Below are 16,668 nucleotides of genomic sequence, written 5' to 3'. Positions count from 1 at the left end.
CAAACTGTTTGCGGTTTTTCGAGCCAGAGAAACGAAAATCCGTTTAACTCTAGATTTGAATTTCCTTCAAACACCTAAAAAATGATTGATGAATCCTCCACTACGCCGCTTGAGCAGCTTGGTGGCTTCTGCTGCTGCGAATTCGAACTCCTTCCCGACCGGTTTGCCAAATGCGTTGAGTTCGCGACGTTCTCGATTGCAGGCGCGGATGAACCCATCGATGCAGGTTGGCTTTGACAACTCTTTTCCTAGTTCCCCTGGCAGGGCGCGCCCGATCTTGTCGACGCAAACCTTCCCATTGTTTTTGCAGGAGCCTCTCTCTTCGCTCGTCGAGCAACGGATGGCCGTCACCGTCAGGATCAGTTTGTCCAAGGTCTGATTTGAAACTGCGCGTTTCAGCCGTTCGATTTCATTCTGAAGCGGCTCCGGTTCCTTCTATTGATCAACACCCATTCCACCGTTCTTGTTACTTCAGGGGTGGTGGGGCTGCTAAGCGCCGACTATCTGCCTGATTGCATCAAGACGGGACATGCCATGCCCCAGATTCCTCAATACTCCCATGGACCAGATCAGTTGGGTAGGCTCAGTCAACTACGACAGACTCTTGCAAACCACGGTCTTTTAGAAAATTTTTGATTGGAACAGGTTTGCCCAAAAAGTGGCCGGTCGGCGTTTGTGCAGCGTCTCTAAGAAATAAGATGTCTTTTCCAAGCAACGCGTTGTGCGTTACGAATAGACATGAACGGGAACCGCAGACTTTCCGCAGTACTCTCGGCCGATGTAGTAAACTACTCGGGCCAGATAAAGGCGGATGAGAACAGGACTCTCAGCGAACTCCGTGTCCTGCGTCGAGAGTTGTTCGATCCATTGGTTAGCGATCATCGCGGCAATATCGTAAAGAGAATGGGCGATGGATGGATCGTCGAGTTTAGTTCGGTCTCGGACGCCGTGCGATGCGCCCTCGATCTTCAAAGCCAAGTGTCAGCCCAGTCCTCGCTTAAACTGCGCGTGGGCGTTCATCTGGGAGATGTCGTATTTGACGAAGATGACATCTTCGGCGATGGGATCAATATAGCCTCGCGGCTACAAGAGGCTTCCGACGAAGAGGCTGTGTTGATTTCCGATGTCGTCCATCGCAGCCTTGATGAGAGGCTCGCCGAGCAATTTCACCGCGCTGGCGAACGGCAGTTCAAGAATGCCCTGTCACCTGTCGAAGTATTCCAATGGTCGCCACCCGGTTCCGCACCACCGCGAGTGACGCCAGCCAGTCACTCGAAGTCATTGCTGATCGGCGTTCTACCCTTTGACAATCTTTCTTCTGACCCCGATCAGGAATTCTTTGCCGATGGCATTACCGAAGAGATAATTACCACTCTGTCAAAACTCCCGAACTTACTGGTCGTCGCGCGCAACTCTACGTTCGTCTACAAGGGGCGTTCGGTAGACGTAAAACAAGTTGGACTGGAGCAGGGCGTCGATCTTGTTCTCGAGGGAAGTGTCCGCCAAAGCGGTAGTCGTGTGCGAATTACCGCGCAGCTCATCGATGCGAAGTCCGGAATGCACATTTGGGCAGACCGGTTTGATCGCCTGATAGAAGACGTATTCGAGGTTCAGGATGAAATTGCCCTGAGAATTGCGACTGAACTTCAAGTCGAATTACTGGCGGGCGAGATGGCCCGTTTCAGAGGTTCGGGTACTAAACATCTGGATGCCTGGACTGCTCAGCTGCAAGCTGTGGAAGCCTCGCGCAGAATAACTAAGGAAGCACAGGCTGACGCTCGTCGGTTTGCTCGACAGGCAATTTCCCTGGATCCTGGCTACTCCGCGCCATATTGCACTTTGGGGTTCATTTGTACTGTCGAAGCAAGGCACGGTTTTGTAGCAGACCGAAATGCGGCGCTGGCAGAGGCCCGCGACTGCGCTCGACGTGCTCTGGAGATAGACAGCTACAACCCAGAGGCTCACGCAATTGCGGGTTTCGCGGATGCAATCGACGGTAAACTGGAATCTGCTATCGGGAAGTTCAACAAGGCACTGCAGCTAAATCCAAACCACGCTGATGTGGCTGCAAGGCTGTCGATTACATTGGCATTCAATGGGCAGGCAAAAGAAGCGATCCGCGTGGCGCGGCAAGCCATTACTCTCAACCCTCACTATCCCGGCTGGTATGCTGGCGTTCTGGGTTTGGCACTTCGGCTCGACGGTCAATACGAGGAAGCCAAGAAGGCATTCACCGAATATGGTCAAAGAGTTGAAGGCTTTGGGCATCTCGACCTCGTTATCGTACATATGGAAACGGGTAACGTTGAGGGCGCTCGAGATGAGGCGCGGAATGTGATGAAATACCGCCCTCAGTTTTCCATATCAGACTGGGCAAAAACCCAGCTTTTCTCTGATGCAGAACGATTGGAGAAAGACTGCGCGTCTCTGCGTTTGGCCGGCTTGCCCGAATAAGTGCCGCGCGGATTTCCGGTAAAGCGATTTTTCCTGGAAAGTGACACCCAACGCATCGGCTATGGGTTCGAAGCTAAAGCCCGACAAATATGACCGATCTTCCGCTCTGGGGAAAACCTGCATTCCAGTGTTTTACGCAATTGCCTGCTTTATGCGCTTTGCGATGGCAGCTAACAAAATAACAGGGCAGATAAACTGCTGCACAAAGACTTCTTCGCCGAACAAAGTTTGACAAATGATAACCTATGGAATGCGTTCAGAATTATACGCATAAGCATGCTCATCGGTTCCGCTCGTAGATCAGGCTTCAAGCTAGGACCTCCCTAGCTGAAAATGCTGTCGCCTTGCTCATCAATGACCTGTTTCGCCTTTGCTATACTAAAGCTTTCGGCCTGATCCCGAGTGTCGAAGACATCCGCCCTGATCACCGTATGTGTCTTTCGATCTCCGTCGATGGTCTTTTCGATACGGGCCATCAGGCGAAATTTGCTGCCCTCGGCCATCAGGTCGGGGAATATCTCGAACCCTTTGTAAGTAACCGGATCCGGCTTGGACTTCTCAACGCCGCCGAAGAGTTTTGAGAAGAGGGACATCGGGTGGCTCCTTTCAGCGTTGTTCAGGGCAGAGACTAGCGCCGCTCAAGGCCGGAGTGAAGGGCGTTGCACGGTCAGGTCACTGGTTCCAGGGTTCGGAAGCGCGCACCGTTCAGAGTCACAATGCCCCCAAAAAAAGCGGCGAAGGATCCGCCCTTGAAAAGCAACGGCAAACACCGCGCTTGCGTTTCAACAAACCAGCCTACATGTCAGTTTCCCCGATTTACCGATTTGACGTCTCTGAGATGGCATCCGAGCATTAGGAGGCCTGGCCAGAGCAAATAGGTCTGAATCTCAACGTTTTCTCCAAAAGTAAGGAGGACAATGGTAAGTAGTAGTCCCAGCGGAAGCTTGCCACGTTCACACTTTATTGCGTCCAGCGTGACGACCCAGAAATGAACTGACAAAGGCACAAGGAACGCTGTAAATCCCGTCAGCCCTTTGACGAATAAAAGCCCGTACCAAGTGTGGTGACTGCCGATCGGCATGTATTCAACAAGATGCGCTCCGGGTCTGACTGTGCCATGCCCGAAAACCATTGCATCCGATTGCCACTTTTGGCGAGGCTGTGGGTTCCCACTCAGGGAAGCGCGTAGCCTGAGGGTCTGGGGTGAAATCGCCTTCCGCTCTCTTCAACTGCTGGCTAGCCGCCTGCGTCCAAGACCGGTGAACTTCACGTAGCAATCGCGCACGCGTCGGTTTGTCTATAGCAATACCTTCTTCCGCCAGTATCTCGTCAGCGACCACACCGTACCATTTTTCCATACCGCCTTCGACAGCTTCCGCCTGTTGGCTCAGGCGCAAAACCTGTTCCCATATCGCAGGTTCACCCGGTTCATTTTCTAGCATTTCCATCAGGTGGAAATACACGCGACCAGACAGAGCAACGATCTTTTTCAAAGGGAGAGGTTCAGGCTTTGCCCTAAAGGACGCCCATCGCTTTTGAATTTTCCTGTATTCAGCCGCAAATCTCTCTTTGGCCTCTGATGGGTCTCTGGTGCGTAGTGACTTTGACACCTCGGCACGGCCAACGATTCCTTTCAGGTCCGCCGGAACGCGCACCCTCACGTAGTAGATTCCGCTTTTTTTGTCTTTGACTGGTGTAGGCATGGCAAGGGTCACTGTGTAGGGCTCCTGTGTAGGAGTCTGCAAGTGCAAGCCGTTGGTTTGGCGTAAGTTTTTGATGAATATGAGGAAATCATGGTGCTGCTGGAGAGAATTGAACTCTCGACCTCTCCCTTACCAAGGGAGTGCTCTACCTCTGAGCTACAGCAGCGCTGTGGGCGGGTGATTAGACTCAAACGAAACGCGGCGCAAGGGTGTCTGGACGGTTTTTTTCACCTCCTGTAGAGAAAGATCATGACGAATAAAAATTCACCCAAAAAACAAGGCAAATCCGGGGATGCGCGCGAAGAGCGGCTGAAAGCGGCGCTGAAGGCCAATATGGCCCGGCGCAAGGCGCAGGCCAAGGCGCGGGCGACCTCTGGGGACAAGGCCGACAAGGACAAGGGATAAGAGCAGATGGATTCGATTCTGGTGACGGGCAACGGCCCGCTGAATGGTCAGATACCGATTGCGGGGGCCAAAAACGCGTGTCTGACGCTGATGCCTGCGACCTTGCTGAGCGAAGAACCGCTGACGCTGACGAACGCACCACGCCTAAGCGACATCAAGACCATGACCGCTCTGCTGCAATCGCTGGGGGCCGAGGTGTCGTCGCTGCAAGATGGTCAAGTGATCGCGATGTCGAGCCACAACCTGACCAGCCAAACGGCGGATTATGACATCGTGCGCAAGATGCGAGCCTCGAATCTGGTGCTGGGTCCCTTGCTGGCGCGGTTCGGGCAGGCGGTTGTTTCTCTGCCAGGTGGCTGCGCGATTGGTGCCCGTCCAATGGACTTGCATGTGGAAGGGCTCGAGGCGCTGGGCGCCGAGATCGAGCTGAAGGACGGCTATCTGCACGCCAAGGCTCCGGGCGGCCTGAAAGGGGCGGTGCACGAGATGCGCTTTGCCTCGGTCGGAGCCACCGAAAACATCGTCATGGCGGCTACGCTGGCAAAGGGCACCACGGTGCTCAAGAACGCCGCGCGCGAGCCCGAGATCGTCGATCTGGTCGAATGCCTGCGCAAGATGGGTGCGCAGATTTCGGGCGAGGGCAGCTCGACCATAGAAATTCAGGGTGTCGACCGGCTGCACGGTGCCACCCATCAGGTTGTCACCGACCGGATCGAACTGGGCACCTATATGCTGGCCCCGGCGATTTGCGGCGGCGAGGTCGAACTGCTGGGCGGGCGCATGGCGCTGGTTGAATCCTTCGCGGCCAAGCTTGACGCGGCGGGGGTCAGTGTCACCGAAACCCAAAACGGCTTGAAAGTGGCGCGCAAGAACGGCCGTGTGCAGGCTGTGGATGTGGTGACCGAACCCTTCCCGGGCTTCCCGACCGACCTTCAGGCGCAGATGATGGCGCTGATGTGCACCGCCGAAGGCACCTCGGTTTTGGAAGAGCGTATCTTCGAAAACCGCTTTATGCATGCCCCGGAACTTGTGCGCATGGGTGCAAATATCGAGGTGCACGGCGGCACCGCCACCGTCACGGGTGTCGAAACCCTGAAAGGCGCCCCGGTGATGGCGACGGATCTGCGGGCTTCGGTGTCGCTGATCCTTGCCGGATTGGCGGCAGAAGGTGAGACAACGGTAAGCCGGGTCTATCATTTGGACCGCGGATATGAACATGTGGTTCGCAAGCTGGAAGGCGTGGGCGCAAAAATCGAACGGATCAAAGGCGAATGACGGACGCAAGTTTTGAAGACGGGCGCGAAGCCCCGCTGAATTTGGGGGCTGAGGATGCAGAAGATCTGAAGGTGATCTCGACCCTCGTGCAGGATGCGGTTTTTCCCGTGACCGAGATGAAATGGCAACCGTCGCACCGCCGCTTTGGCCTGTTGCTGAACCGCTTTCGCTGGGAAGACAAGGATGCCGCCGCCCGCCGTGACCGCCCGTTTGAACGGGTGCAGTCGGTGCTGGTCTTCGATTCCGTTCTGTCCGTGGCCAGCCAGGGCATTGATCGCAGCGAGAAGGACATGGTCATGTCGCTGCTGTCCGTCGAGTTCGAACCCGGCGAGGATGGCGCGGGCCAGGTCTTGCTGACCCTGGCGGGTGACGGCGCGATCCGCCTGAAGGTCGAGGCGTTGGATGCCACGCTCAAGGACGTCACGCGCCCGTATCGGGCCCCATCCGGCCGGGCGCCGCAGCACCCCGAATAGATGCAGAACAAGCGCGGCATTTCTCAGGCGTTTTCAAATGTGCCCGAGGGTATTGCCCTGCGTCCGGCGACGGTGTTCGATGTGTTCGACATTAGCCGCGTGCTGATCCGGTCGATCACGCAGCTTTGTGTGGCCGATCACAACAACGATCCCGACCATCTGGAACAATGGACCGCGAACAAAGACCCGGCGACCATCCGGGGCTGGTTCAAGCCGGGATCCCAGATCTGGCTGGCCCAGCGTGAAGGGCAGGTGGCCGCGGTCGGTGGGTTGTTCGAAACCGGCAAGATCACCTTGCTCTATGTTGACCCGGAACACGTTGGCAGCGGGGTGGGGGCCGCGTTGCTCAACCGGCTGGAACGGCAACTGGCTGCGTGCGGCTGTACCGAGGTGCATCTGGACGGCACGAAGACGGCACGGGAATTCTATTTGCGCCACGGCTGGAAGGCCACTGGTCAATGCAGTGACCGTCAGGATTTGTCCTGCTTTGCCATGCGCAAATCGCTGCACCCCCAGGGCTGAGGGTTGAGGCCGCGCCCCGTGGGCGATATGTCCCGTGGCGCAACGCCCGGAGTGCCAGATCATGCCCGTTTTCCTTGACGCCACATCACCCGACTTCGAAACCGCCTTTCAGGCCCTGCTGTCTGCCAAGCGCGAGGACAGCCCGGATGTGGACGCGGTTGTGGCGCAGATCATCGACGATGTCCGCAACCGGGGCGACGCGGCGGTTATTGAACTGACCGCGAAATTCGACCGGCTGGAGCTGACACCCGAAACGCTGGCCTTCAGCGCGCAGGAGATCGCAGACGCGGTGGCGCAAGTCGGGGCCGAAGACCGCGCGGCGCTGGAACTGGCCGCCGCCCGCATCCGGGCCTATCACGAACGTCAGATGCCCAGCGACCAAAGCTGGACGGATGAGGCCGGGGCCACACTGGGCTGGCGCTGGTCAGCCGTTTCAGCCGCCGGGTTGTATGTGCCCGGCGGGCTGGCTTCATACCCGTCTTCGGTTCTGATGAACGCCATCCCGGCCAAGGTGGCGGGGGTCGAACGGCTGGCCATCGTTGTGCCCACGCCGGACGGGCTGGTGAATCCACTGGTTCTGCTGGCCGCGCAACTGGCGGGCGTGGACGAGGTCTATCGCATCGGCGGCGCGCAGGCCGTGGCGGCGCTGGCCTATGGCACCGACACTATCGCGCCGGTCGACAAGATCACCGGGCCGGGAAACGCCTTTGTGGCGGCGGCCAAACGGCGGGTGTTCGGCAAGGTCGGCATCGACATGATTGCGGGCCCATCGGAAATCCTGGTCATCGCTGACAAGGACAACGACCCCGACTGGATCGCGCTGGACCTGCTCAGCCAGGCCGAACACGACGAAAGCGCGCAGTCGATTCTGATCACGGATGATACCGCTTTTGGCCAAAGCGTCGCGAAGGCGGTCGAAAAACGCCTCGAAACCTTGCAGCGCCGCGCCATCGCCGGGGCCAGCTGGCGCGACTTCGGCGCCATCATCACCGTCCGTGATCTGAACCAGGCTGCAATCCTGTCGAACCGTATCGCCCCGGAACATCTGGAGCTTTGCGTCGCAGACCCGGTGGCGCTGAGCGAAAAAACCATCCACGCCGGGGCCATCTTTCTGGGCCAGTACACGCCCGAAGCCATCGGCGACTATGTCGGCGGTCCCAACCACGTGCTTCCAACGGCCCGGTCCGCGCGGTTCTCGTCCGGGCTCAGCGTGATGGATTTTCTCAAACGCACCACGCTCAGCCAGATGACCCCCGAGGCCCTGCGCGCCATCGGGCCCGCCGCTGAACAGCTGGCGCAATCAGAAAGCCTCGAGGCGCACGGCCTTTCTGTCACAGCGCGTCTGAACCGCCTGAATGGCTGAAATGATGCAAAGACCGGACACATATGGCTCTTCTCTGCGTTGCCGACTGGATTCCGTTGATATAGGTCTGTGCTGACAAAAGGATTGTAGCCATAACGATGACCCGCATTTCGCATATCGAACTGGATGACCGAAACCTGCCGCCGCCGACCCCTGAGATCGAGCAGGAACGCAAGGTTGCCATCTATGATCTGCTGGAAGACAACAGCTTTTCGCTGCCCAATCGGGATGACCGCGTCATTCCTGATGGGCCTTACCACGTGCAACTGTCGATCCGCGACAAACGGCTGGTCTTTGATATCGCGACGGAAGAGGATGAAAAAGCCGCCGAATTTCACCTGTCGCTTGGCCCGTTCCGGCAGGTGGTCAAGGATTACTTCCAGATCTGCGAAAGCTATTTCGACGCGGTCAAGTCGCTGCCTCCCAGCCAGATCGAGACCATAGACATGGCCCGCCGCGGCATCCACAACGAAGGCAGCCGCGTGCTACAGGAACGGCTGGAGGGAAAGGCAGAAGTGGATACCGATACCGCCCGGCGCCTGTTCACGCTGATCTGCGTGCTGCATTTCGGGGGCTGACGGGTGAAGCCTCTGCCGCAGTCGGTCCTGTTCTGTTGCGACCACAACTCGGTTCGATCTCCGATGGCCGAGGGGCTGATGAAGAAGTTTTACGGCACGGGCACCTATGTGCAGTCCGCAGGCGTGCACAACGATCTGGAAATTGACGGGTTCTGCATCGCGGCTTGCCACGAGGTGGGTGTGGAACTGTCCCGTCACCGCTCGCGGTCCTTTGACGAGATGCAGGAATGGGGCGACGATCTAAGCTCGTTCGATCTGGTGGTGGCGCTTTCGCCCGCCAGTCAGCGCCGGGCGCTGGAACTGACCCGGGTTTTTCACCTCGATGTCGATTATTGGCCAATAATGGACCCTACCGGGTTGGGCGAGACCCGCGAAGAAAAGCTACATCACTACCGACAGACCCGCGATCAGATCATCAAACATCTGAAAGACCGCTGGGGCGAACCTACGGAGTGACCATGAACCAGACCGTCAAAACCTATTTCGAAGCCTTCAATGCCGGTGACGTGGATGCCATGCTGGCTTGCCTGTCCGATGACGTGGCCCATCACGTGAACGAAGGCCAGATCCGCATCGGCAAGGACAAGTTCGCCGCGTTCTGCGCGCACATGAATCGCTGCTACAAAGAAAACCTGACCGACATCGTCGTGTTCGAAGCCGAAGGCGGCACCCGCGCAGCAGCCGAATTCATCGTCAACGGAACCTATCTGGAAACCGATGACGGCCTGGCGGATGCGCATGGCCAGACGTACCGCCTGCCTGCCGGTTCGTTCTTCGACCTGAAGGATGGCAAGATCACCCGCGTCACCACTTTCTACAACCTGGCGGACTGGACCAAGCAGGTTTCGAATGGCTGAGGTCACCGGCGTCCGCCCCCTGACCGGAGCGGCACTGGAAGCCGCCCTTGATGACGTTGCCCGGCTGCGGATCAAGGTATTTCACGCCTGGCCGTATCTTTACGATGGCGACCTGGAATATGAACGGAAATACCTGCAATCCTACCGCGACAGCGACAAGGCCATCGTGGTGGGCGCATTCGACAACGACCGTCTGATCGGCGCGTCAACCGGCGCCCCCCTGACCGACCACGCCGAAGATTTCGCGGCGGCCTTCGAGGGCACCGGGCTTGACCTGCATGACATCTTCTATTGCGCCGAATCGGTGCTGTTGCCCGACTATCGCGGGCAGGGTGTCGGCCACAGGTTCTTCGACGCCCGCGAAGCCCATGCCCGCGCGCTGGGTTTCACCAAATGCGCATTCTGCGGCGTACAACGCCCGGCAGATCATCCGATGCGGCCCGACAATTACCGCCCGCTGGATGCCTTCTGGCGCGCGCGGGGATACACGCCTTTGCCCGGTGCGATCGCACAGTTTTCGTGGAAAGATATTGGCGAAGAAGGCGAATCGAAAAAACCCCTTCAGTTCTGGATCCGGGATCTCTGAACGCCAAACGCAGAAAAAACTCCCGAATCATGGTAGTGTTGGGTTTTCTGTGGGGGAATTGCCATGAAACGCTATGTTATCGAACGCGATCTTCCGGGTGTCGGTTCCATGTCCGGTGACGAACTGTGCGGCGCGTCTGCGAAGTCGAACGAAGCGCTGGCGCAAATACCCGGCGTGCAGTGGGAGCATTCCTATGTTGCTGGTGACAAGACCTTTTGCATCTATCTGGCCGAGAGCGAGGACGCGATCCACAAGCATGCGGAACTCAGCGGGTTCCCGGCCAACACGATCACCGAAGTGACCACGATCATCGATCCGACGACCGCAGGGTAATTGGGCTGTACTCCGGTCTGCGTCCGCGACTAAGGTCATGCGAATTTGACCGCACGGGGACGCTGCCATGAAAGTCGCAACTGCCGCCTATGATCTCGACTGGTTGGATAGCTGGGCACAATACGAAGACAAGCTTGAGGGGTGGGTGTCCCAGGCCGCAAGGCAGGGGGCCGAATTGTTGGTCTTTCCCGAATACGGCGCGATGGAGCTGTCGACCCTGGACGGGGCCGACGTGGCGGGCGATCTGGAGCGGTCGATCCGGGCCGTGTCCGACCGGATGGTGGATGTACAAAACCTGCACACCCGCCTCGCCAAGACGTACAAAACCTACATTCTGGGTGCGTCCGCGCCGGTTGTTGATGGAACCGGGCGTCCGGTGAACCGTGCCGCCTTCTACACGCCGGATGGCAGTTTCGACCATCAGGACAAACAGATTATGACCCGGTTCGAACGCGAGGATTGGGACATCGCCCCCGGTGGTCCGCTCAAGCTTTTCGACACCGCGCTGGGCAAGATCGGTGTGTTGATCTGTTATGACAGCGAGTTTCCGTTGCTGGGCCGCGCGCTGAGCGAGGCAGACCTGATTCTTGCGCCATCCTGTACCGAAGCGCTTTCGGGTTACTGGCGCGTGCGGATTGGCGCAATGTCAAGAGCTTTGGAAAATCAATGCGTTACAGTCATGGCCTCGCTGGTCGGGAACAACGAATGGTCCGAGGCGGTGGATATGAACACCGGGACCGGAGGCGTCTTTGGCCCGCCCGACAAGGGGTTTCCGGCCACCGGTGTGCTGGCCGAAGGCACTTTGAATCAGCCGGGCTGGACCTATGCGGATGTCGACCTGTCAGCCATCGCCGAGGTCCGCGCGGACGGTCACGTGCTGAACCGAACCCATTGGGAGGAACAGGCCGCCCGAGTCGAATCGGTCACAATATCCGCTCTTTAGGTGATTCCGCCCTTGAAATAAGGCCGAAATAGGCTCATTTAAGCGCACACCCCCGCAGATTCTGGGGGTGCAACGTAATGATGGAGACAACATGGCCAAGGAAGATACGCTCGAATTTCCCGGTGTCGTGAAGGAACTCCTGCCTAATGCGACGTTTCGGGTCGAGCTGGAAAACGGCCATGAGATCATCGCACATACGGCAGGCAAGATGCGCAAGAACCGCATCCGTGTTCTGGCCGGCGACAAGGTTCAGGTCGAGATGACCCCATATGATCTGACCAAGGGTCGGATCAACTATCGCTTCAAGTAACGCCTGCCGCAATGGCGTTCATTCTCGGATCGGGCAGCCCAAGACGGCTAGACCTGCTGGACCAGCTTGGCGTGCGGCCCGATGCCATTTGCCCTCCTGACATCGACGAAACGCCTTTGAAGGGCGAGCTTCCGGTTCCGTATTGCCACCGCATCACGCGCCAAAAAGTGCAGGCTGTTCAGGCGGATAGAGGTGACGTTACCCTCTGTGCAGATACCACCGTGGCCTTGGGGCGTCGGATTCTGGGAAAGCCCGAGGATGCGGGGCAGGCGGCGGAGTTTCTGCATTCCCTGTCTGGTCGTCGTCACCGCGTGATCACCTCGGTTGCGGTCCGACGCGGAGACCGTGTGCTACAGCGTGATGTCGTCTCACAGGTCAAGGTCAAACGTCTGTCGGATGTCGAGATCAACGCCTATCTGGCGACCGGAGACTGGCGCGGCAAGGCAGGCGCCTATGCGATTCAGGGGCCCGCAGGGGCTTTTATTCCATGGATTTCGGGGTCGTTTACCGGCATCGTCGGCCTGCCCCTGTCCGAGACCGCAGCCTTGCTGCAAGGCATCGGCTATCCACTGTATCGAGAGGCATCATGAAAGGTCGCACCATTGTTCTGGACCACATCCAAGGCCGCGAAGCGGCTGCGCTGATGGTCGACGGCAAGTTGGATGACTTCTTGATCGCCACAGACGCACCCGCGCCCGGCACGATCTACCGCGCCCGGGCTGACCGCCCGGTCAAGGGGCAGGGCGGAATGTTCCTGACCACGCCAGATGGCCCTGCGTTCCTGCGACAAGTCAAAGGCTTGGGTCCCGGCGCCCTGTTGTTGGTACAAGTCACCGGCTTTGCAGAGCCCGGCAAAGCCATACCGGTGAGCAATCGCATCCTCTTCAAAAGCCGCTATGCGATTGTTACGCCGGACGCTCCGGGCCTGAACATTTCGCGCAGTATCAAGGACGAGGACACACGAGATCAACTGCTTGAAATCGCGCACGAGCAGATGGGTGACAGCGCCTATGGATTGATCCTGCGCTCCTGCTGCGCGGGTGCGGATGCCGAAGAGATCTCGGAAGACATCTCGGCCATGTTGACGCAGGCCGAGCAGGTGATGAATGACGACGGGACCGAGCCTGAACTTCTCAGCGAGGGTGACAGCCCCCATATCCTTGCCTGGCGCGACTGGACCGACCCGGCCGAAGTCGTGACCCAGGCGGGCGGGTTCGAAACCCACGGCGTTCTGGATGCGCTGGATACGATGCGTGGAGCGTCCGAGCCTTTACCGGGCGGAGGGTATCTTTACATCGAACCCACACGCGCATTGGTCGCCGTGGATGTGAACACCGGAGCGGACACCTCGCTCGCGGCGGGCACCAAGGCCAATTTCGCCTGCGCCAAGATGCTGCCCCGTGCTTTGCGCGTACGTGGGCTGGCTGGTCAGATTACGCTGGACCTCGCGCCCATGCCAAAGAAGGATCGCCGCGGGTTTGAATCCGCTTTGCGTGCCGCGTTCAGATCAGACCCGGACGAGACGATTCTTGCAGGCTGGACCCCGCTGGGCCACTTTGAGTTGCAGCGAAAGCGTGGTCGAGTTCCTGTGATGGAGATCCTGAAATGAGCTGCCCGATTTGCGGAGGCGAGACCGAGCAGAAGTTTCGTCCGTTTTGTTCCAGGCGGTGTGCGGACATTGATTTGGCCAAATGGCTGAACGGGTCCTACTCGGTTCCGTCGCAGCGCGAAGAGGACCTTGAAGTCGAGGATGACACGCAGGACTTCACGCCAAAGCGACCACATTGAAAAAATGTAAAAAAGCCTCTGGACACCGCTGGTAGCAAGTCATAGAAGGCCCCCACCCAACGACGAACGTCGTTCCCGTGCCCGGGTAGCTCAGGGGTAGAGCAGTGGATTGAAAATCCTCGTGTCGGTGGTTCGATTCCGCCCCCGGGCACCACTTTTCTTCAAGAAAAGCAATGCGTTGACGGTTTAGCCCTTTCTGCACCTCATTGGTTGATTGCCCGGGACTGCACCGGGACTGCAAATCATTATGGACTAACATTCAGCACTTGTGAATCGCCGGTTGGGTCGTGCATGACTGCGTTCTGGCGAAGTCAGAAGAAGAGACCGTTTGCCTTTACCGACTTCTGGTTGGAGCGGAGCCTTAACTTGACATTCACACGCTCATAGCACATATATCAGTCATCTCATCTACCAAGTGTGGAAAGAGAAACGAGGGCCGTTGCACTTTGTGCGACGGCCTTTGCCGTTTTAAGTGATGCGCTGGAAATAGGCATCTCTCTCTTTGCGCTTTTTTCGCCGGGCGCTCTCATACTCGATGCAGTATCCTGACTTTAGCAGGTAGTATCCGTTTCTCACCCTCAAGACGACGAGGAAATCTTCCTGATACCAGAGGAGAACGCTTCTTTGGCCTTTTCGTTTGTTTTCCCAAACATCTATTTCATCGCAGGTGTCTGCGTTTTGAATAACCCATGCGATCCATTGGAGGCGCTCACAACGCCTCATGTGGGTCTGACTTGCCGTATATGACTGTGCGTACAGTGCGCGAATTGGCGCCGGATATGGTCATGTTCCCGCAACTTGGCGTTCGTAATCCACACCATCATACCAACCGAGCGATTTGGTGACGTTCAGGTTGTCGTCTAAGTCCCATTCTTCCCAGCCCGAGAAACGAACATGGTTACCAGTCTCTTTATGATGGCCTTCGAAAGTCCACGCATAAACCATGTGGTGATCGGCGACGAGAACCATGTCGAGGTTAAGAACGAGGTCAGGGAAGTCAGCCATAAAACCCGCCGCCATGTCGCCAATCTCCGTCCGGCTCCTCATTGGGTCGCCACCGTTCATTATCATGATTGCAAGTTCAGCATATCTTCCGGCAACAGCGCCAGGCGCCTGGTTTGTCCATGCAGCGCAATGATCTTGAGCTATGCGGCGGGCGGTTTGTACATCCGGTATCATCTATATTTACATGTCCTAAAAATCGCGAAAACACATGGTTGCAGAAACGTTAGTCGGGCCTCTGAAAGCAATCAAGTTTGCTTAACAGCGCTTCTCAACGATGGCAGGTTTGTTTGCCTCACGGCCATCCGCTCATTGAAATTTCTGCGTTTTGAACGAACGGCAGCTTTCGGGAAGCCGATAGGTGAAATCTGAGAGATACCGAATGTCGGCTGTGGGCCGCATCAGAACGTAGAGCAGGCGGCGGATACCGTTCGTTTGCGGCGCTATGGACTGCCCTTTACTACTATTTTTTTCCGATGACGCACCCCAAGCCAAATGAGATTGAATGAACTGAATGCTTCGGTGGCAAGCTTAAAGTTCATTTCTGCCTGAAACACGCATCGTTGTATAAGCTCCAAATCGACATTGTCTGCATGCCCCTGCGCCAACATAAATCTATCGCTGAACGAATTGTCGAGTGTTTCATAGGCCCGCTGGGGCATAGAGGCAGTCCATGCAACGGTGCGAAGATGAAAATAGCAGCGCAATTTCAGGAAACCGCTGCCCTCGTCACGGATGGAAATAATTTCAAAGTCCTCGATCCCCTCCAACACCTCCGCCGTGACCTGCGAAATACTATCTAGAAAGCGTGCCGGAACGTCGCCTGCTTTAAGGAAGGACAAACATGCTGCAAGTGGAAGTGCCAAGAGTTCGGCTTCAGCTGCCTGCTCGACGAATTCTTCAAGTTGTTCATCATACCTCTCTGCAAAACCTTCCACTTTGGCTGAAGTGAACCTGTGCGGGTCCTTCGGAAGCGCTTCATCATTGGCAAAATAGGATTTCGATTGCTCAAAAAGGTCGCTCTCTTCCTCGGAGAATTTAATAATCACATCCCCCCAAGGCTTATTTTGAACTTCGCCCAAAACCCGCGCGGCCCGCAGCTTTGACGCGCCTATCAAGCTGATTTCTTCAAAGCGTTCAAATAGACCCGGTGGTGTATCAACTGTTGTTCTAAGCACGTCCCAGATTAACGTGACATAGGAAGGCCCGCCTTCCCAGGATGATGACACGATTCCAATCAATTCGCCCTTATCATTCACAACCGGCCCACCGCTCATTCCGCCGAGTGTGTCCATGTCTACTTCGATGCAAGGCGAAGGCATGCGCTCGCCGCGCCCATAGGGAAACGCCCCTGACACGCGACCTGAAGATACAAAGGGGGTGACTAACGGGATATTTTCCGAAATGGCCTGATGACGGAAACCAAAGGCCCAGAGGCGTTGCCTGATGAGCGGCAATGCCACTCGCATGGGCGTCAGCATGAGCGGTTCCTCCGGTATGGCATCCGAGTTTAGGGTGCAGCTAACAAGGGAAATGTCAGAGACGACGCTATGGTTAGGATCATATTTGCTCTGGCCGCTCACTGTTGTTGACGCGTATGGCAACCATACGCGAGGGCCCTTAGGTAAAAAGCTCATACACACCGGACCAAACCCTAACCCTCTGAACTCATCCAAAACATGAGTGGCCGTCAGCAACAGTCCTCGGGCAACCATTACACCGCTTCCGATGACGGTGGTGCCTGCTGGGGTTTCTTTGCTGATCGCAACAAGCGACGAGCCCGCTTCATGCATACTACCCATGGGGCCGAGCCCATCCTCGGCACTATATCGCGGGGTGCGCCAAGAAAGTGCCAGATTTGCTATCTTCGGATTTGTATCGATTATGGGAGCTGAATATGTTTGGCCGTCGCTTTCGGTGCCTGTCATTGAGAAATCCGATTTTGGGTTAATTTGCGAACCCATTAAAATGCGTAGCCGCTGGTGTTTCAGTCAACCAAAGGCTGATCCACGTTTCAATAGTGGATTGCCACTTAGGTCTGCGGTGCTGACTTGGGTTCCAATTGAAATGCTGCAC

General features: G+C 57.0%; 21 protein-coding genes and 2 tRNA genes. 17 read left to right on the top strand and 6 right to left on the bottom strand.

Features of this window, described 5'->3' with window-relative positions; translation table 11 throughout:
• Nucleotides 1-66 precede the first annotated feature (66 nt).
• Nucleotides 67-372 carry a hypothetical protein gene (locus GOW31_RS06370; RefSeq protein WP_171168766.1) on the bottom strand — a complete coding sequence of 102 codons (306 nt, stop codon included), beginning with the start codon at nt 370-372 and terminating at the stop codon, nt 67-69.
• 366 nt (nt 373-738) lie between these two features.
• Here GOW31_RS06370 and GOW31_RS06365 point away from each other — a divergent pair, with 366 nt between their 5' ends.
• Nucleotides 739-2,454: an adenylate/guanylate cyclase domain-containing protein gene (locus tag GOW31_RS06365; protein WP_254441653.1), complete on the top strand. Its 1,716-nt coding sequence runs from the start codon at nt 739-741 to the stop codon at nt 2,452-2,454.
• Nucleotides 2,455-2,777: 323 nt separating this feature from the next.
• Here the strand turns inward: GOW31_RS06365 and GOW31_RS06360 are convergent, their stop codons facing one another.
• From GOW31_RS06360 to GOW31_RS06350, 3 genes are all read right to left on the bottom strand, one after another.
• Complete coding sequence (locus GOW31_RS06360) at nt 2,778-3,047, bottom strand: HlyU family transcriptional regulator (RefSeq protein ID WP_171168764.1); 270 nt, start codon at nt 3,045-3,047, stop codon at nt 2,778-2,780.
• 492 nt (nt 3,048-3,539) lie between these two features.
• Nucleotides 3,540-4,169: a DUF6538 domain-containing protein gene (locus tag GOW31_RS06355; protein WP_171168762.1), complete on the bottom strand. Its 630-nt coding sequence runs from the start codon at nt 4,167-4,169 to the stop codon at nt 3,540-3,542.
• 79 nt (nt 4,170-4,248) lie between these two features.
• Nucleotides 4,249-4,323, bottom strand: a tRNA-Thr gene (locus tag GOW31_RS06350).
• 83 nt (nt 4,324-4,406) lie between these two features.
• Here GOW31_RS06350 and GOW31_RS06345 point away from each other — a divergent pair.
• The 16 genes from GOW31_RS06345 to GOW31_RS06270 all read left to right on the top strand — a co-directional run bounded on the left by GOW31_RS06345 (nt 4,407) and on the right by GOW31_RS06270 (nt 13,744).
• On the top strand, nt 4,407-4,562 hold the full coding sequence (locus GOW31_RS06345; RefSeq protein ID WP_171118532.1) for a hypothetical protein: 156 nt from the start codon (nt 4,407-4,409) through the stop codon (nt 4,560-4,562).
• Nucleotides 4,563-4,568: 6 nt separating this feature from the next.
• The gene (gene murA / locus GOW31_RS06340; protein ID WP_171168760.1) at nt 4,569-5,837 is read left to right on the top strand and encodes a UDP-N-acetylglucosamine 1-carboxyvinyltransferase; all 1,269 of its coding nucleotides are present in this window, start codon (nt 4,569-4,571) and stop codon (nt 5,835-5,837) included.
• On the top strand, nt 5,834-6,310 hold the full coding sequence (locus GOW31_RS06335) for a DUF2948 family protein (RefSeq protein ID WP_152458869.1): 477 nt from the start codon (nt 5,834-5,836) through the stop codon (nt 6,308-6,310). Before murA ends, GOW31_RS06335 begins: the two co-directional genes overlap by 4 nt.
• On the top strand, nt 6,311-6,832 hold the full coding sequence (locus GOW31_RS06330; RefSeq protein WP_171168758.1) for a GNAT family N-acetyltransferase: 522 nt from the start codon (nt 6,311-6,313) through the stop codon (nt 6,830-6,832).
• 61 nt (nt 6,833-6,893) lie between these two features.
• Entirely contained in the window at nt 6,894-8,195 is a 1,302-nt protein-coding gene (hisD, locus tag GOW31_RS06325; RefSeq protein WP_171168756.1) for a histidinol dehydrogenase, read from the top strand.
• Between the two features lie 98 nt (nt 8,196-8,293).
• Nucleotides 8,294-8,773: a UPF0262 family protein gene (locus tag GOW31_RS06320; RefSeq protein WP_171168754.1), complete on the top strand. Its 480-nt coding sequence runs from the start codon at nt 8,294-8,296 to the stop codon at nt 8,771-8,773.
• A 3-nt stretch (nt 8,774-8,776) separates the two neighbouring features.
• On the top strand, nt 8,777-9,229 hold the full coding sequence (locus GOW31_RS06315; protein WP_171118521.1) for a low molecular weight phosphatase family protein: 453 nt from the start codon (nt 8,777-8,779) through the stop codon (nt 9,227-9,229).
• Between the two features lie 2 nt (nt 9,230-9,231).
• Nucleotides 9,232-9,630 (top strand): ketosteroid isomerase-related protein, encoded by a 399-nt coding sequence (locus tag GOW31_RS06310; RefSeq protein WP_171168752.1) that lies wholly within the window; start codon nt 9,232-9,234, stop codon nt 9,628-9,630.
• Nucleotides 9,623-10,216 (top strand): GNAT family N-acetyltransferase, encoded by a 594-nt coding sequence (locus GOW31_RS06305; RefSeq protein ID WP_171168750.1) that lies wholly within the window; start codon nt 9,623-9,625, stop codon nt 10,214-10,216. The genes GOW31_RS06310 and GOW31_RS06305 overlap by 8 nt, the downstream gene beginning before the upstream one ends.
• 63 nt (nt 10,217-10,279) lie before the next feature.
• On the top strand, nt 10,280-10,549 hold the full coding sequence (locus GOW31_RS06300; RefSeq protein ID WP_152458857.1) for a DUF4242 domain-containing protein: 270 nt from the start codon (nt 10,280-10,282) through the stop codon (nt 10,547-10,549).
• A 67-nt stretch (nt 10,550-10,616) separates the two neighbouring features.
• A complete protein-coding gene (locus GOW31_RS06295) occupies nt 10,617-11,492 on the top strand; it encodes a carbon-nitrogen hydrolase family protein (protein ID WP_171168748.1) in 876 nt (291 codons plus the stop codon).
• Nucleotides 11,493-11,583: 91 nt separating this feature from the next.
• On the top strand, nt 11,584-11,802 hold the full coding sequence (gene infA, locus GOW31_RS06290; protein ID WP_005978431.1) for a translation initiation factor IF-1: 219 nt from the start codon (nt 11,584-11,586) through the stop codon (nt 11,800-11,802).
• A gap of 11 nt (nt 11,803-11,813) precedes the next feature.
• A complete protein-coding gene (locus GOW31_RS06285; protein WP_171168746.1) occupies nt 11,814-12,392 on the top strand; it encodes a nucleoside triphosphate pyrophosphatase in 579 nt (192 codons plus the stop codon).
• On the top strand, nt 12,389-13,411 hold the full coding sequence (locus GOW31_RS06280) for a ribonuclease E/G (RefSeq protein WP_171168744.1): 1,023 nt from the start codon (nt 12,389-12,391) through the stop codon (nt 13,409-13,411). The genes GOW31_RS06285 and GOW31_RS06280 overlap by 4 nt, the downstream gene beginning before the upstream one ends.
• Entirely contained in the window at nt 13,408-13,590 is a 183-nt protein-coding gene (locus GOW31_RS06275; RefSeq protein WP_171168742.1) for a DNA gyrase inhibitor YacG, read from the top strand. Before GOW31_RS06280 ends, GOW31_RS06275 begins: the two co-directional genes overlap by 4 nt.
• 79 nt (nt 13,591-13,669) lie before the next feature.
• Nucleotides 13,670-13,744 (top strand) — tRNA-Phe (locus GOW31_RS06270).
• Nucleotides 13,745-14,373: 629 nt separating this feature from the next.
• Here the strand turns inward: GOW31_RS06270 and GOW31_RS06265 are convergent.
• Nucleotides 14,374-14,769, bottom strand: coding sequence for a nuclear transport factor 2 family protein (locus GOW31_RS06265; RefSeq protein ID WP_171168740.1), 396 nt, complete (start codon nt 14,767-14,769; stop codon nt 14,374-14,376).
• A gap of 266 nt (nt 14,770-15,035) precedes the next feature.
• Nucleotides 15,036-16,556 carry a serine protease gene (locus GOW31_RS06260; RefSeq protein ID WP_171168737.1) on the bottom strand — a complete coding sequence of 507 codons (1,521 nt, stop codon included), beginning with the start codon at nt 16,554-16,556 and terminating at the stop codon, nt 15,036-15,038.
• Nucleotides 16,557-16,668 lie beyond the last annotated feature (112 nt).

The sequence above is a fragment of the Ruegeria sp. HKCCA0370 genome, from assembly GCF_013033705.1.
GTDB lineage: Bacteria > Pseudomonadota > Alphaproteobacteria > Rhodobacterales > Rhodobacteraceae > Ruegeria.
This window is presented reverse-complemented; position numbering and strand designations above follow the sequence as displayed.